11 protein-coding genes are annotated in these 16,730 nt (G+C 70.9%); 7 read left to right on the top strand and 4 right to left on the bottom strand.

What is annotated here, in order from left to right; genetic code table 11:
* The first annotated feature begins 64 nt into the window (after positions 1–64).
* Positions 65–1,525, top strand: coding sequence for a phosphotransferase (locus tag PIR02_14825; protein WZH36029.1), 1,461 nt, complete (start codon positions 65–67; stop codon positions 1,523–1,525).
* A gap of 21 nt (positions 1,526–1,546) precedes the next feature.
* Here the strand turns inward: PIR02_14825 and PIR02_14820 are convergent, their stop codons facing one another.
* Both PIR02_14820 and PIR02_14815 read right to left on the bottom strand, forming a co-directional pair.
* On the bottom strand, positions 1,547–4,843 hold the full coding sequence (locus PIR02_14820; GenBank protein WZH36028.1) for an ATP-dependent DNA helicase: 3,297 nt from the start codon (positions 4,841–4,843) through the stop codon (positions 1,547–1,549).
* Positions 4,840–8,016: an ATP-dependent DNA helicase gene (locus tag PIR02_14815; protein ID WZH36027.1), complete on the bottom strand. Its 3,177-nt coding sequence runs from the start codon at positions 8,014–8,016 to the stop codon at positions 4,840–4,842. The genes PIR02_14820 and PIR02_14815 overlap by 4 nt, the downstream gene beginning before the upstream one ends.
* A gap of 203 nt (positions 8,017–8,219) precedes the next feature.
* On the opposite strand from PIR02_14815, the gene PIR02_14810 reads away from it, so the two are divergent.
* Entirely contained in the window at positions 8,220–8,444 is a 225-nt protein-coding gene (locus tag PIR02_14810; protein ID WZH36026.1) for a DUF3107 domain-containing protein, read from the top strand.
* Between the two features lie 10 nt (positions 8,445–8,454).
* Complete coding sequence (locus PIR02_14805; protein WZH36025.1) at positions 8,455–8,742, top strand: hypothetical protein; 288 nt, start codon at positions 8,455–8,457, stop codon at positions 8,740–8,742.
* Positions 8,743–8,838: 96 nt separating this feature from the next.
* Here PIR02_14805 and PIR02_14800 read toward each other — a convergent pair whose 3' ends face one another.
* A complete protein-coding gene (locus PIR02_14800) occupies positions 8,839–9,555 on the bottom strand; it encodes a ferritin-like fold-containing protein (protein WZH36024.1) in 717 nt (238 codons plus the stop codon).
* A gap of 150 nt (positions 9,556–9,705) precedes the next feature.
* Between PIR02_14800 and PIR02_14795 the strand changes: the two genes are divergently transcribed.
* Positions 9,706–11,166, top strand: a complete 1,461-nt coding sequence (locus PIR02_14795; GenBank protein ID WZH36023.1) for a DEAD/DEAH box helicase — start codon at positions 9,706–9,708, stop codon at positions 11,164–11,166.
* Positions 11,167–11,385: 219 nt separating this feature from the next.
* On the opposite strand, the gene PIR02_14790 is transcribed toward PIR02_14795, so the two are convergent.
* On the bottom strand, positions 11,386–12,273 hold the full coding sequence (locus PIR02_14790; GenBank protein WZH36022.1) for a PHP domain-containing protein: 888 nt from the start codon (positions 12,271–12,273) through the stop codon (positions 11,386–11,388).
* A 73-nt stretch (positions 12,274–12,346) separates the two neighbouring features.
* Here PIR02_14790 and PIR02_14785 point away from each other — a divergent pair, with 73 nt between their 5' ends.
* The 3 genes from PIR02_14785 to PIR02_14775 all read left to right on the top strand — a co-directional run bounded on the left by PIR02_14785 (position 12,347) and on the right by PIR02_14775 (position 16,704).
* Positions 12,347–13,378 (top strand): endonuclease/exonuclease/phosphatase family protein, encoded by a 1,032-nt coding sequence (locus PIR02_14785; GenBank protein ID WZH36021.1) that lies wholly within the window; start codon positions 12,347–12,349, stop codon positions 13,376–13,378.
* Between the two features lie 87 nt (positions 13,379–13,465).
* Complete coding sequence (locus PIR02_14780) at positions 13,466–14,926, top strand: aminopeptidase P family protein (protein WZH36020.1); 1,461 nt, start codon at positions 13,466–13,468, stop codon at positions 14,924–14,926.
* Positions 14,923–16,704, top strand: a complete 1,782-nt coding sequence (locus PIR02_14775; protein ID WZH36019.1) for a gamma-glutamyltransferase — start codon at positions 14,923–14,925, stop codon at positions 16,702–16,704. Before PIR02_14780 ends, PIR02_14775 begins: the two co-directional genes overlap by 4 nt.
* Positions 16,705–16,730 lie beyond the last annotated feature (26 nt).

The following is a 16,730-nucleotide window of genomic DNA, read 5'->3' as shown; positions in this document are numbered from 1 at the left end:
CGAACACCTCTCTCAAGGGCGTGGCGCAGGGGGAACGAGCGAGCACGCGACCTACCCTGGGGGCATGGCCCGCTCGCCCCTCACTCTAGCCGCGTCGGTGACGGCCGCTCTGCCTCGGACCGGTGTCACCCGCGTCGCCGCTCTCACCGAGAACGCGTCCGGCCGCTTCGACGCCGCCATCGTCCATCTCGACGACGAGCGAACCGCCGTCGTCCGCCTGCCCGCGGCCGAGGAGTTCGCGTCCGATCTGGCCGCGGAGTCGCGAGCCCTGCACGCTCTCACCCCCGGAGTTCGCGCGCTACTGCCCTTCGCGGTCCCCGAGGTGCTCGGGGAGAACGGGTCGGGGCTGCACCGTGTCCTCGTGACCACTCATCTCGAGGGCTACCGCATCGACCCCGCACACCTGCCCAAAGGCCCCGGCTATGCGCCGGCGATCGGCGGTGCACTCGCGGCGATCCACGCCCTCCCCGTCTCGATCGTCCGGACGGACGGCCTCCCGGTCCGCTCTGCCGAGCAGATCCGAGACGACACCGCACGGCTGCTCGACCGCGCCGACGGGACGGACCGTGTTCCCGACGGCCTGATGCTGCGGTGGCGGAGGGCGCTCCGTGTCGACGAGCTCTGGCGCTTCGAGTCTGCCGTGGTTCTCGGGGGCGCCACGAGCGCGTCCGTCCTGCTGGAGGACGATGACGCGGGAATCCCTCACGTGACCGGAGTTCTGGACTGGGCCGGGCTGAGCGTCGGTGACCCGGCCGTCGACCTGAGATGGATGGCATCCGCCCCCCTCGCTGCGGACGACGTCTTCGAGGGCTACACGGTCGCAGGCGATCGCTCGCCCGACCCGCTCCTTCGCGAACGGGCGCGGCTGTACGCCGAGCTGGAGTTCGCCCGCTGGCTCGTGCACGGATACGACGCGGGCGAATCCGCCGTGGTCGCCGACGCCGTGGCTCTGCTGGAGGCGCTCGTGGAAGGTGTCCGCGGCGATCACATCGTCGGAGACTCCCGGACGGACATCGACGATGCGCTCGCGCTCGTCGACAGAGTGCCGCCCGCGGTGGTGAGCACAGTGGACACGTCGATGCAGACGGATGCGTATGATCCCGAGGCGCTCTCGCTCTACCTCTCCGCGGAACGGGACCGCGAAGCGGCAGCTGCGGGACTCGCCGCAGCGCTCGCGAACGATGACCTGCTTGATGTCGCCACCGATGCGCCGACCGACGCGCCGACCGATGCGGTCACGTTCGACCTCCCCACCGAAGAGACGGAAGAGCCTGGACCGACGGCACCGATCGATCTCGACGGGTGGACCGACGGACCCTGGCGCAGCGCGGAGTCCTCGAACGGAACGCCGAGCGTCAGGGAACCGGAGGAGGGGACGCGTTCCGACACGCCCTCCCCCGACGAGACGACCAGGAGTCCCGCCGTCGGCGCAGCACCCCCTGCGTCGACGGACGACGAAGAAGACGCCGCCCGGGCCAGTCGGGCCGCCCTGCGCCGTTGGGGCGTCACGGGCGACGGGGCCTGAACCGGGTCGCACCTCTGCCGATCACCCTCGGATGATCAGCTCGTCGCCGACGTAGAACAGCGCGACGTCGATGGCATCCAGAGGCACCCCGTGCTTGGCGTGGTACGCCTCGCGGTAGAGCTCGAGCTGCAGCATGCGGGACCGACGTTCTTCTGCCGACACCGGCGGCTTGCCCGTCTTCCAGTCGACGATCTCGTAGCGGTCCCCTCGGCGGTACACCGCGTCGAGCTTGCAGATCACGACGTGCTCGCGCCCGTCGAGTCGACGCGTGACGAAGTCGATCTCGGTCTCGACCTCGAGAGGCTGCAGGGCCGCCCACTCGGAGCGCTCGAAGCACTCGCGCAGGCGCTGCAACTCGGCAGCATCCGCCGCGGACGCGCCGAAGTCGTCGTCATCCCAGAGGCCGCCGTCGTCGAGGCCCACTCCCGCACCGACGATCCCCGACCGTTGCTCGACCCATGCGTGGAAGAGGGTCCCGAGACGGGTCTGCCGGTACGGCCGCTCCGGCATCGGCCGTCGCAGCTCGTCGACCGCGCCGCCGTAGTCGGCGACGAAATCCTTGAACCGCGACGCGGGGATACGAGTCGGTGCCGGAGTACGGACCGGTTGCAGACGGGCCGCGCGATCCGCAAGAAGCAGCGCGAGATCGGCATCCGGGGTCGCCGGCGGGTCGGCCCGGGCTGCCGCGACCTCCGCGACAGCCGCGGTGACGGCGGTGCGTCGCGAGCCCAGTGGATCCAGCGGCCACTGCAGGAGCCGTCGTTCGCCGTCATACGGATCCTCGCCGGCATCGCCGACCTCGAGATCCCTGCCGAGCGCGCCGAGCGCCTCGTCGAGGAAGACGCTGGGGCGGCGCGGCTTCTTCGTTCCCGACCATGTGGATCCCGACAGCAACAGGTGGTCGCGCGCACGCGTGAAGGCCACGTAGGCGAGACGCCGGTCCTCGTCGAGCTGACGGGCCCGGTTCGCGGCGACGAAGTCGTCGATCGCCGCTTTGAGCTCCTGCTGCGTCTGCGCACCCCGCCACCCGAGCACCGGGAGCCATGCCGCGTCGCCGCGGAAATCGGAGGGCAGGATACCGAAGCCCAACCACCCCTTCGTGTCGCGCGGGAGGGAGGGGAGCTCGTCGGTTACCAGGCGCACAACGGCCACTGCATCCCACTCGAGGCCTTTCGAGCCGTGGATCGTGAGCAGCTGCACGACGTCGTCCTCGGGAGGCTCCGTGCGGGGGGCGAATTCATCGGCCTGTTCGGCGTGATCGAGCCACGCGAGCAGGCTCGACACCGACCCGGACTCGTCCGCGGCGAGGAACCCCCGGATCTCGTCGACGAAGGCTCGCAGCTGTGCCGAGGCGATGCGAGCCGGCCCCCTCGACTCGTTCGCGGCCAGCTCGATGTCGAGACGCAGCTCCTCCTCGATGAGCCGGATCAGTTCGGGGATGGGCGCCCCGATGCTGCGACGCAGACCCGCGAAGACCACTCCCGCTTCGCGCAACCGTGCCCGCCCGTCGCCGGTGAACTCGGCGAGCCACCCGTGGCCGTCGGGCTGCCGGGCGATGAAGTCCACCGCGTCGACCAGGGAGGCCCGGTCGGCTCCGGGGGTCGAGCGCAGGCGATCGACGACGTCGGCCTCGAGGGGCTGGAGCGAGACGTCGTGGGTGGCCAGCCGACGAGCCACCTGAGCGAGCACTCGCAGATCGGCGAGACCGATGGCCCACCGCGGCCCGGAGAGGAGCCGGATCAGGGCGGAGCCCGCCTCCGGATCGCTGATGACGCGCAGCGCCGAGACGACGTCGACCACCTCGGGCGTGGCCAGCAGACCGCCGAGGCCCAGAATCCGGTGCGGGATGCCACGCCTCCCCAACGCGTCACCGAAGCGCACCATGTGCTTCTTGCTGCGGAACAGGATGGCACCGGTCGTCGCCCGGCCCTGAGCCTGACGCGCGGCCCGGACGCCTGCGAACCAGGACGCCACCCGGTCGGCTTCGGTGTCGAGGTCACTCTCGAAGGTGATGTCGACGACACCGTCCGGCGCATTCGGCCGCGCGCGCAGCCCTTCCACCGCGACCGGCGAACGGTCGGCGAGGGGCGCGAGGACGGCGTTGGCGACATCGAGCACCCGAGCGCTGTTGCGCCAGCTCGTCAGGAGGGAGAAGTGGCGGCATCCGCCTTCGGGAGAGAACGCGGCCGGAAAGCCGCCGAGGTTACCGGCGCTCGCACCACGCCAGGCGTAGATCGCCTGGTGCGGATCGCCCACCGCCATGACGCCCGTTCCGCCGAAGAGGGTCGACAGCAGGTCGGTTTGAACGACCGAGGTGTCCTGGTACTCGTCCAGCAGAACGACGCGGTATCGCGCACGAAGCTCCTCCACGACAGCGGGATGCTCCCGCGCGATCCGCAAAGCACCGGCCACCTGATCCGCGAAGTCCATGACCCCGAGACGAATCTTCTCGCGATCGTACGCCGCGACCAGCGTGGCGAGCAGGCCGAGAGCCGACACACGCGCCGCCGCGTCGGCGACATCTTTGTAGACGGTGACGCGGCCCGACGTCGACGGGCGATCCACGATACGACCGAACTCATCGGGGAAGGCCGCGAGCCGGTCGAGGTCGACGAGGTTGTCGACACCGTCGCGCGCGATCCGCAACGCCGCGTCGATCAGCGTGCGCGGGGACTCCTGCCGCTCCTCCAGCCGGGGGTCGTCCGAGGTGAAGACCACACGCCGCATCAGGAGCCACGCCGCCGATTCCGACAGGATCGCCGACTCGGCGTCGCGACCGATCCGCAGGCCGTGCTCGCGCACGAGGGAGTCGGCGAAGCTGTTGTACGTCGAGACGGTCGGTCGGTGCAACAGCTGATCGCTGTCGTCGTCGCTCGCGGTCGGGGTGGCGTGCTCATCGGCGAGAGCATCGAGCACCTCGCGTCGGGCCGCGTCGCCCCGTGCTCCCTCGAGGGCCTCGAGGGCCGCGAGATCAGCGAACACCGCGAGCCGGCCCGCCGCGTGAAGAGCGGGAAGGACGGGAAGGAGCCCGCGCGTCTCGAACTCGGACAGACGCTGCAGCCGTCGCTGGATCCGTTCGGCCAGTTCTCCGGCCGCCTTGCGCGTGAAGGTCAGGCCGAGCACCTCATCGCGGCGGACGATGCCGTTGGCCACGAGCCACACGACCCTGCCCGCCATGGTCTCGGTCTTTCCGCTCCCCGCCCCCGCCACGACGAGCGCCGGGGCGAGCGGAGACTCGATGACAGCTGTCTGCTCGGGCGTCGGCGGAAACTGTCCGAGCGCGGCCGCGATGGTCGCGGCTGAGAGTCGCGCGGTCATGAGGCGCTCACCGCCGACACGGTGTGGATGCGACACAGACCGTAGGAGAACTCATCGCGGCAGTGCACCTCGTAGGGCGCGGCGAAGCGCGTGCCCCTCATGACCCCGACCGCGCGCTGGACGCGTTCGACGAACGCGGAGTGCGCGGCATCGTCGAAGGGCGCCTGGAGAGGTTCGGCGTAGTCCTTCGTCGCCGCGGTCGGGCGGAGCACCAGGAGTTTCGCTCCCCCCGGAGCCAGACCCTCGGTGTTCTCGATCGCCCCCGACGCGAACGCGAGCTGGTACGCGGCGAGTTGCGGGTTGTCCGCGACTTTCGCATCGGTCTGCGGCTCGTTCTTGCCGGTCTTCAGATCGACGATGACCACCTCGCCTGACGGGGTGACCTCGACCCGGTCGATATCGCCGCTCACCACCGCCCCGTGCGCAGCCGCGTCGTCGAGCGGGATCGGCATCTCGAAGTGCCGCTCGGCGCCGATGAGGCGACCGCCGGCGTCGTCGAATCGTCGGAGATAGGTCGCCAGACGCCGCACGAGGTCGCGTGCGCGGGTGCGTTCTGCGCGCTCCCGCCACGCGGCGTCGAACACGAGCTCACCCCACCGCTCGTCGACCACGGCCCACAGATCGTCTTCGGACGCCGAGGCCGCGGTCTCCAGCGCCGCGTGGATGATCGTTCCGATCCCGGCCGTGGTCCCGCTGCGGTCCCCACCCAGGTCGGCGATGACCCAGTTCAGCTCGCATTCCTCGAGAGCGTGCAGGCGCGAGGGGGAGACGCGGACGTCTTCGCGATCGAGGTCCCGGAGCGGAGCCGTCGAGCTGGGCGGGGTCACCCCGTACCACTCGTCGGGCGCGGCACCCGCCACACCTGCCGCCGCGAGCAACGCCAGTTGCCCCGCGGCGTGCCGACGCTCGGGCGCCGGGACACGCGGCACCGTCAACGAGCGCCGATGTCGTGCCACCAGGCCGCGCAAAGACAGCGGATGCTCCGGGATGGCGGACGCGGGCTCGGGCGTCGGAAGCATCTCGAAGAGCACGCTCGGCCCGGTGTCATCGTCGTCCACAGCGGTCACGATGAGACGCGATGCGGCGCGCGAGACCGCTCTGACGAAGAGGCGCAGCTCGTCGTGCATCGCCGCACGCCGGCGGTCGAGCATTCCCGCGGCCGGCAGGTCGGGGAAATGCACGGCATCTGCCAGGCGCCACGTCTCCAGGAGTCCCCCGCGCAATCGCGTGTTGGGCCAGACACCGTCCTGCACGCCGGCGACGATGACCGTGTCGAACGCCGTCCCGGCCGCGGCGGCGGGGGTGAGGATCTGCACCGTGTCGACGACCGCCGGCTGCTCGATCCGATCCTCGGCGACGTCGCTGTCGAGGACGGCACGCAGGAACACGGCCGCTTCGCCGTCGGGCTCACGCTCGGTGAAGCGCTTCGCCGCCTGGAACAGCGCCACGATCGCGTCGAGGTCCCGATCCGCCTGCTCGGCGAGGGGACCATGGCCCCGCGCGGCTTCCCTCCACGTTCGAGCGAGGCCGCTGCGCTCCCACGCCGTCCAGAGGAGCTCATGAGCCGTCGCGTGCTGCGCGGTCTGCACGCGCAGCACCGCGAGCGTCTCCCCGAGCCGGGCGGCGCGGCGCGCCTCGCGTGAATCGATGGTCGCGAACTCGAGGGGATGCCGAAGGCCCGCGGCCAAGATCTCCCCCGCCGACCGTGTGCCCCCCTCACTCAGCTCGTCGTGCCGGAGCGCGGTGCGAAGGCGCCGAAGTTCGATGGGATCGAGGCCCCCGAACGTTCCGAGAAGTGCGTCCGTGACCACCTCCGGGGTCCACTCGTCGGGGTCGACCATCCCCAGCTCGACCAGCGCGACGAGATCGCGGACGGGACGCTGTGCCCCGAGCGCTTCACCGGGTCCGCTCGCGCGAGCGGGAACTTCCCGCGCCGCGAGCTCCGTCTCGAGAGCGGCGACTTGGCGAGAGTCGTGGGCGATGACCGCGCAGTCGCTCCACGGCACGCCCTCGAGAACATGCCTTTCCCGCAGCAGCCGAGCGATCGCGTCGGCCTCCTCGGCGGGTGAGCGCAGGAGGAAGGTGCGGATCGACCCTGACGGTGCCGCTCCCTCGGGCGGCCGCCGATGGGCCACGACCCCCGCCGCCCCGATACGTGCGGCGACCGCGCGCACGAGGTCGACCTGTTCCGGCGTCCCCCTGTGAGGCGTGGTCAGCGCGGCGAGATCTCCGAGGTCGCGGCTGAGCCGAGCGAAGTTCTCGGGGGTGGCTCCGCGGAACGCCCCCGACCCGACGTCGGGGTCGCCGAACGCGACGACACCGATTCCGAGCATCCGACACGCCCGGAGCAGATCGACACCGCCGCTCGTGAGCTCTTGCGCGTCGTCGACGAGGATGCAGCGCAGCGCCGCAAAGCGGCCGAGCAGGTCCGGTTCGCGGATCGCATCCGTGAGCACGCCGACGGCCTCCCGGGCCAGGTCCGCGGCGTCGCGGTGGGCGCCGCGCATGCGCCGACGCACGTGCCGGTACTCGCGGAGGAACGACGCCAGGGACTCCCACACCTCGACCTGATGCTCGACGGCGAGGGTCGAGAGATCCTCGGGACCGATGCCCAGGTTCGTGCACTCGGCGAAGAACGCCCGGAGGTCGCCGCGGAACCCGCGAGTCGCCCGGATAGGAGGGCCCAGCCATTCCGGCCACCGCGAAGCGCCACTGGTCTCGTCCATGGCGTCGCCCTCGAGCAGATCCTTCACGATCTGGTCCTCGTCGCCGCCGGTGAGCAGCTGCGGCGGCTCGTTCCCCCGTCGCACCTCGGCTCCTCGCACGAGCTGGAACGCGAACGACGCGAGCGAGCGAGCGAGCGCCCCGGAGGTGGCGCGGCCCACCGCGAGCGCAAGCGGATCACGCAGCGCCGTCGCCGCCGGGCGCGTGGGGGTCAGGACGAGGATGTGATCCGGGTCGACACCCGATCCGACGAGGGTGCGTACCCGGGAGACGAGGGTCGACGTCTTGCCCGTCCCGGGCGCGCCGACCACCACACCACTCTTCTCGGGCGCCCACTCGACGACCACGCGCTGGTCGGCGTCGAGCCGCCGTGCGACGCCGTCGTTCGATGCTCCGCGGTCGGTCCCGGAGCCGCCGGGGGTGGCCGACGGGGTATCGCGATCGAGCATGTGTCCCACGCTAGCCGGGGCCGCCGACACGGACCCGACGCGCGGGTTGCGTCCCGTGACTGCGGACGGGCGATCGACCGGGGGCGTCGAATCGCGTTCGCCATCCGCGAAGCGCGCCTCCGCACGCGACGTGGCGTCTGAGGGCTGCCCTAGAGTCGTAGAGCGCGCCGGGCCGACCGCGACCCGGGCGGAAAGGACGCATCGTGGAGATCCGCATCGGCATCACCAACACCGGCCGCGAGCTGAGCTTCGAGACCAACGAGAGCTCCGATGTCGTGAAGTCGTCGGTCGCTTCGGCTCTCGACAGCTCCGCCAGCCACGTGACCTTCACCGACGTCAAGGGCAACTCGTACATCGTGCCCACCGCCAACCTGGCGTTCATCGAGCTGGGGACCGAAGAGTCCCGCCGCGTGGGCTTCGTCGCCTGAGCTGCCGCGGATGGAAATCCTCCTGGGGCTGATCATCGGCGCTGTGGTCGGTCTCGCCGCCCACTTCTCCCTGCCCCATCGCTCGGCCCGCGGCGTCGCACTCGCCCCCCTTGCGGGGGCCGCGGCGTCCGCGGTCGTGTGGACGCTCCTCACCTGGGCGGGGCAGACGACCTCTTCGCCGCTGCTGTGGATCGTCGCCATCCTCGCCCCCGCGGTGACCACGTTCGCTCTGGTTCCGCTCCTCACGCGCGTGCGGATGCGGCGAGACGCCGCCGATCGCGCGCGCCTCGGAATCTGACGGCGGCAGACGGCGAGACGCTCGTCACCGAAGACCTGCGACCCGGCGCCGACCTGATTCAGCTGTGGGATATCCCGCGCGGACAAGTGGTCCAGCTCACGCCGCGAGGCCCATGGCATCCATTCGCCGTGCATGCGCGCCCATGAGCTCGGTGAACACGGGTTCCACCTTCGCTTCCTCCGCTCGATCGAGTCGCGGATGCCGGAGAGCGGCGCGCGCCACCAGCAGGGTGTCGCCGACGAGACGACGGCCCCACAGGGCGAGCAGCCAGCGCCACTCCTCGTCGCTCTCGATGGCGGCACCGAGGATGTCGACGATGGCCTGACGGTCGTCGTCCGCCTGAAGGATGCGCGCCACCCGACGCCCGGTCTCGCCGTAGCTCGATGACAGGGCGAGGTAGAAGTCGTCCAACATGCCCGCCGTGATGTGGACCGACAGCATGGTCTCCTGCGGTCGCACCCCATGGGTGTTCCGCCGGAAGGCGTCGAGCGACTCGCGGAAGGGCAGCATGAGCTGCGTCGGGTCGGCGCCGCGATCGCGGATCACGGCGACGAGCTCCTGGTGCTTGATGAGAGCGGCACCCGCCGCGCGCGAGAGCGACTCCTTCTCGGCCAGCTCGGGCGTCGAGGCGATCAGCTCGCTCAGAGTCTCGAAGAACCCGAGCTGCAGATAGGCTGCCTGCCCGAGGAAGGTCTCGACCTCGGGCGCAAGCTCGGCGAAATCGACGCGCATCGCCTCGCCGAGATCGCCCCGGGAGCGCAGTTGCAGCGTTCGACCGACCGGGCGCTGACGACGACGGAACCACTCGAACACGCTGTACAGCCTAGGCGTCGGGGGCGTGCGAAACACGTTGGGTAGAGTGGACACGCCCCGGCGATGGATCGGGGCCCCGCGCCTGTGGACGAGTGGAGGGCGTGGATCCGACTCCCCAGGCGGTTTCTCACCGCCGGAACAGGCACGCTCATGACGACATTCGCCGAACTCGGCGTCGATCAGGACATCGTCGATGCCCTGGCATCCAAGGGCATCGTCGATGCCTTCCCGATCCAGGAGCAGACGATCCCCCTCGGCCTCCCCGGCCAGGACATCATCGGTCAGGCCAAGACCGGTACCGGCAAGACCTTCGGTTTCGGCATCCCGGTGGTCCAGCGCCTCGGACCGAGCCCGGAGCCCGGCGTGAAGGCCCTCGTCGTCGTTCCGACGCGCGAGCTCGCCGTCCAGGTCTACGAAGACATGGACATGCTGACCTCGAACCGCCCGACGAGCGTCGTCGCCATCTACGGCGGCAAGGCGTACGAGGGTCAGATCGACCAGCTCAAGGCCGGCGCGCAGATCGTCGTCGGCACACCCGGTCGCCTCATCGACCTCGCCAACCAGCGCCTGCTCGACCTGTCGAACGCGACCGAGGTCGTCCTCGACGAGGCCGACAAGATGCTCGACCTCGGCTTCCTCGCCGACATCGAGAAGATCTTCTCCAAGGTTCCCGCCGTGCGTCACACGCAGCTGTTCTCGGCCACGATGCCGGGACCAATCGTCGCGTTGGCCCGCCGCTTCATGTCGAACCCCATCCACATGCGCGCCAACGACCCCGACGAGGGCCTCACGCAGGCGAACATCAAGCACCTCGTCTATCGCGCGCACTCGCTCGACAAGGACGAGGTCATCGCCCGCATCCTCCAGGCCGAGGGCCGTGAGAAGGCGGTCATCTTCACGCGCACCAAGCGCGCCGCCCAGAAGCTCGTCGACGAGCTCGGTGACCGCGGCTTCAACGCGGCCGCGGTGCACGGCGACATGAGTCAGGAGGCGCGCGAGCGTTCCATGGCCGCGTTCAAGGCCGGGAAGAAAGACGTCCTGATCGCCACCGACGTCGCCGCCCGCGGTATCGACGTGAACGACGTCACGCACGTCATCAACCACACGATTCCCGACGACGAGAAGACGTACCTGCACCGCGCGGGCCGCACCGGACGTGCCGGGCGCACGGGCATCGCGGTGACGTTCGTCGACTGGGACGACGTGCACAAGTGGGCGCTCATCAACCGCGCCCTCGAGTTCGGCCAGCCCGAGCCCACCGAGACCTACTCGTCGAGCCCACACCTCTACACCGACCTCGACATCCCCGAAGGCACCAAGGGCCGCCTTGTGACCGCCCCGAAGGCCGTCGCGCCGAAGCCCGAGAAGAGCAGCGAGAGCCCGGATGCCGAGGGCGAGCGCGCTCCGCGCCGTCGCCGTCGTCGCGGCGGAGCGTCGTCGACTGCCGCCGGTGCACCCGAGGGCGAGAGCACACCGCGCTCCGAGGGGGGTGCGGGAACGCACGACGGTGCCGGCAAGGAACACCACGACGGCAACGCCGCCCCGCGTCGTCGCCGCCGTCGCCGCAGCGGCGGGGGAAGCTCCGGGGCTCCGACGGCTCCCGTCGCCTGACGCGAAGATCCGCCGGCGCCGGTTCCCCGAGGGAGCCGGCGCCGTTCGCGTGCGGAGCGTCCGCGGCTTCCGCTCTCATCGCCCCTGACGCTCCGCCGCCTTCACGCCCTCGCGCAACGCGATCCACGCAGGGGAACGCGTGCTCCACGCGTGCAGGTGAGTCCGCAGCGTTGGTGCGTGGCGTCCCCACCGACACCCGAGCCAGATGCGGCCCGGACCCTACGGGAAGACGGGAGCGGTCCCGCGACCGAGCGCGAAGATCCGCGCGACCATGTCGTCGACTGTGGTGTTCTCGCCCGGGACGTTGGGCTTGCCGAGACCGTGGTAGTCGCTCGACCCGGTGACGATCAGCTCGCGCTCGGCGGCGAGATCCGCGAGAAGCGCGGTCGGTTCGGGCAGGTTCTCACGATGACCGAGCTCGAAGCCCGCGAGGCCCGCGTCGAGCATCGCCATGGTGACGCTGTCGGGAAGAAGCGCGCGACCGGCCGGGTGCGCGATGATGGGCACTCCCCCCGCCGCCACGACCAGCTCGACAGCAGTCACCGGGTCCGGCGCGAAGAGCGCGACGTAGTAGTCGTTGGACGGGTGCAGGATGCTCGCGAAGGCTTCGGTGCGGTCGGCGACGATGCCGCGCGCGACAAGTGCGTCGGCGATGTGCGGGCGCCCGACGGTGGCGCCGTCGGTGGTCTGAGCCACGATGTCGTCCCAGGCGATGTCGTAGTCGCGGGAGATCCGCTCGGCCATGATCTGCGCACGATCCAATCGCGACGACCTGATCCGGTCCGTCATGGCGCGCAGGCCCCCATCATCGGGGTCGATGAGGTAGGCGAGGACATGAACGCTTCGCCAGCGATGGCGGGCCGACAGCTCCATCCCCGGCACGAACGTCATCCCGAGCGAGGTGGCCGCGTCGGCCGCCTCCGCCCACCCCGAGGTGGTGTCGTGGTCGGTGAGCGCGGCGGTGCGGAGTCCGTGGCGGTGCGCCGCCGCCATCACGAGCGCGGGCGCCTCGGTCCCGTCGGAGTGTGTGGAGTGCAGGTGCAGGTCGCTGGGTCCCTCGAATCGCCGTTCGTGCTCCACCCGTCGAGCGTAGCGCGGGGTCGTCATGACGGTTCCGCCGCCGGCCAGCGCGGTCGCGGCATCCGTGGATCTCCCAGGAGGCTCGCCTAGGGTCGAGCACGTGCGTCGCCTGTTCGGATTCATCGTCGCGCTCGCATTCGCTGCGGGTGCCGCGGTGCTCACGTGGCCCGGCGTGTTCGGACTCGAGCGGACCTTCCCGCTCGTCCAGGTCATCTCCTTCCGCGCTGCGCTCGGAGCCGCCTTCGCCGCCGCGACGGTTCTCGCTCTGCTCTTCGCACTCATCCGGCCGCTCCGCGCCCTGTCGCTGATCCTCGCGCTCGTGTTCGGCGTCGCCGCCGGTGCGAACGGGCTCATGATCGGGCAGCGCGGCACCGGAACCGAGACCCTGCCCGACAAGACGGCGACGAGTCTTCGCGTCATGACGTGGAACACGGCGGGCGCCGCCACCTCGGCGGAATCGATCGCGCAGTTCGCCGTCGACATGCAGGCCGACGTGGTCACCCTGCCCGAGACGACGATCGACACCGGCGCACGCGTCGCCGAGCTGATGCGCGACAAGGGCCAGCCGATGTGGGCCCACCACGCCGAGTACGGCGAGTACGGGATCACGGGGTGGGATGCCACCTCGACCACCGTCCTCATCCGCCCCGAGCTCGGCGACTACTCCGTGATCGATTCCTCGCTCGACGGGTCGAGCAACACCTCGACGGTGCCGAGCGCAGTGGCGATGCCGGTCTCCGGAGACGGACCGATCATCGTGGCGGCCCACGCGGTGGCCCCGCGCCAGGAGTACATGACGCAGTGGCGCTCCGACCTGCAGTGGTTGGCCGATCAGTGCGCGAGCGACAACGTGATCCTCGCGGGGGACTTCAACGCCACCGTCGACCACATGACGGGTCTCGGGGTCGAGGGCGGCACGCTCGGTCGCTGCCGCGATGCCACATCGCAAAGCGGCAACGGCGGGGTGGGCACGTGGCCCACCGACGCGCCCGCGCTGCTCGGCGCGCCCATCGACCATGTCATGGCGACACCCGATTGGACCGTGTCGGGCTCGGTGGTCATGCGCACGCTGGACGGCTCGGGAAGCGACCACCGCCCGGTCGTCGTCCAGCTGGAGCGCACCGCCGGCTGACGTACGGGGCCGGGATGCCGCCCGCCAGGGCGCGCGACACGCTCGATCAGGGGAGCGCGAGGCGGCGAGCAGTGCGAAACTGGTGTGATGGACTCCCCCGCCACCGGCGAGACGATCGCCCCCTCCGAGCAGACCGCCACCCCCGTCACCGCGGAACCGCAGACGAGCGACGCGGCTCCGGAGAACTCCACGACCAACCGCAAAGCTCCTTTTCCCCGCGGCTTTCTCGACACCATCTCCACCGGCTGGGCCGAGCGCGACGAGCTGATCCCCGAGCCGCGCGAGCAGGCGGCCTGGGCAGCGCGCCGGCGCGACAAGGTGTCGGCGGCGTTCCCGGGCCAGCGTCTGGTCGTCCCGGCTGGTGCGCCGAAGCAGCGCAGCAACGACACCGACTATCCGTTCCGCGCCCACTCGGCGTTCGCGCACCTGACCGGGTGGGCGTCCGACGCCGAGCCCGATTCCGTGCTCGTCTTGGAGCCGCGCGAGGGCGGCCACGACGCCGTCGTGTACTTCCGCGAGCGTGCCGACCGGACGACACCGGAGTTCTACGCCGACGCCTCGATCGGCGAGTTCTGGATCGGACCCCGCGCTGCACTGGCCGGAGTCGCCTCCGACCTGGGGGTCGCGACCGCGCACATCGACGACTTCACCACGACCGAGGCGGATCGAACCGTCGGCGACGACGATGAGCTGACCCGCTTCGTCTCGGAACTGCGTCTGGTCAAGGACGAGTACGAACTCGCCGAGATGGTTCATGCCGTCCAGGTGACGGCGCGCGGCTTCGACGACATTGTCGCCGAGCTCCCCCGGATCGTCGAGCATCCGCGGGGTGAGCGCGTCGTCGAGGGCGTGTTCCACCAGCGTGCCCGCGCGGACGGCAACGCCGTCGGCTACGACACGATCGCGGCGTCCGGTCCCCACGCCTGCTACCTGCACTGGACGCGCAACGACGGCGCGGTCGCGCCGGGCGACCTCATCCTCATCGACGCCGGCGTCGAGGTCGACAGTCTCTACACCGCCGACATCACCCGCACGCTCCCCGTCTCGGGGCGCTTCACCGACGTGCAGCGCCGGGTGTACGAAGCCGTCCGCGAGGCGGCCGATGCGGCGTTCGAGGCCGCTCGACCGGGCGTGCCGTTCCGTCGTATCCACGAAGCCGCCATGGAGGTCATCGCCGCACGCGTGGCCGAGTGGGGCCTTCTCCCGGTGACGGCCCAGGAGGCTCTGGATGCCGACACCGGCGGCCAGCACCGTCGTTACATGGTCCACGGCACGAGTCACCACCTCGGCATCGACGTGCACGACTGCGCGCAGGCGCGTCGCGAGATGTACTACGACGGATTGCTCGAGCCGGGGATGGTCTTCACGATCGAACCGGGGCTCTACTTCCAGATCGACGACCTGACCGTCCCCGAGGAGTTCCGCGGCATCGGTGTCCGCATCGAAGACGACATCGTCATGACCTCGGACGGCCCCGTGAACCTCTCGGCCGACATCCCTCGCACGGCCGACGAGGTGGAGGACTGGATCGCTCGGCTGTCGCGGTGAGCTTCACCCCTCCCGCGTCGTTCACGACGCGGCCGACCCTGCGCGGCACGTTCGGCATGTCGGCATCCACCCACTGGACCGCAACAGCGACCGCGCAGGCCGTCCTCGAACGAGGTGGCACGGCGTTCGACGCCGCCGTCGCCGCTGCGTTCGTGCTGCACATCGTCGAGCCTCACCTGAACGGACCCGGCGGCGATCTGGTCGCGCTCGTGCGCGCGGGCGGGAGCTCGGAGCCCGTCGTGCTCATGGGCCAGGGCCCCGCCCCCGCCGCCGCGACGATCGAGAACCTCACGGGACTCGGTCTCGACCTCGTCCCCGGGGCGGGCGGTCTCGCCGCGACCGTCCCCGGCGCCGTCGACGCCTGGCTTCTCCTGCTTCGCGACCACGGCACGTGGGAACTGGCGGACGTCCTGGCCTACGCGATCGGCTACGCGCGCGACGGCCACCCGCTCGTCACCGGAGCCGCCGCGACGATCGCTCGCGTCGCCGCCCTCTTCCGCGACCACTGGCCGACCTCTGCCGAGCGATGGCTGGCGGACGGTGACGCTCCGACCCCCGACACCGTGGTGCGCAATCCGGCATACGCCGACGTGCTGCGCGGCCTGATCGCTGCCGATGCATCAGAGCCGGATCGGGAGCACCGCATCGACGCGGCGCGCACGCACTGGGCCACCGCCGTCCTCCCCGAGGCCGCCGCGTTCATCGCCCGACCGCACCGACACTCCGACGGCGGCGATCACCGCGGCGTTCTGAGCACGGCCGATGTCCGCGAATGGAGAGCCGACGTCGAACCCGCCGTGTCCGTCGCTTTCCGCGGATGGCAGGTGTACAAGCCGGGCGTCTGGTCGCAGGGGCCGGCCCTTCTCCAGACGCTGAGACTGCTCGAGCCCTTCGACGACCGCGACCTCGACATCGCGCGCGGCTCCGGAGCGCACACGGTCCTCGAGGCCCAGAAGCTCGCCTACGCTGACCGCGATGCGTGGTTCGGCGACGGAGACGGCGCGGCCTCGGCGATGTCGCTGCTCGCCGACGACTACATCGCCGCGCGTCGTGCGCTCATCGGTGCGGAGGCGTCGCGTGAGCTTCGCCCCGGAGCGCCGGAGGGGCGGCATCCGGTCATCCCTCCCCTTCGCACCCATTCGCCGGTCACCGCCGGGGCAACGGGGGAACCCACCGTCGATCGTTCGGGCCAGACCCGCGGCGACACCTGCCACATCGACGTGATCGACCGGTGGGGAAACGCCATTTCGGCAACGCCGTCGGGAGGGTGGCTGCAGTCCTCGCCGACGGTGCCCTCGCTCGGCTTCTGCCTCGGCACCCGGCTGCAGATGACCTGGCTGGTGCCCGGACATCCGTCGTCGCTCACACCGGGCAGGCGCCCGAGGACCACGTTGACGCCGACGCTGCTCACGCGGGGTGATGAGATCACGGCTCTAGGGTCTCCAGGTGGTGACCAGCAGGACCAATGGCAGCTGCCCGTGCTCTTGCGCACCCTGGTGGGCGGGTACACGGCACAGCAGGCGATCGATGCCCCCACCCTGCACACCACGGCTATCGCGGACTCCTTCTGGCCGCGCACGTGGACGCCCTCGGGGGCGATGGTCGAGGGGCGTATCGGTGACGACGTCGTGGCGGAGCTGGAACGGCGCGGACACCGCGTGACGGTCGCCGGCGACTGGTCTCTGGGGCGGGTCAGCGCGGTCGGCCGCGGGGCCGACGGCCTGCTCTGGGCCGCGGCGAACCCGCGAGGGATGCAGGGCTACGCAGCCGGGCGCTGAGGGCCGGGCGGGCGCGGGTGAAGCGG

The organism is Microbacterium enclense (assembly GCA_038182865.1).
GTDB lineage: Bacteria > Actinomycetota > Actinomycetes > Actinomycetales > Microbacteriaceae > Microbacterium > Microbacterium enclense_B.
Note: the sequence above shows the minus strand (reverse complement) of the source record. Positions and strands in the feature narration are given on the sequence as shown.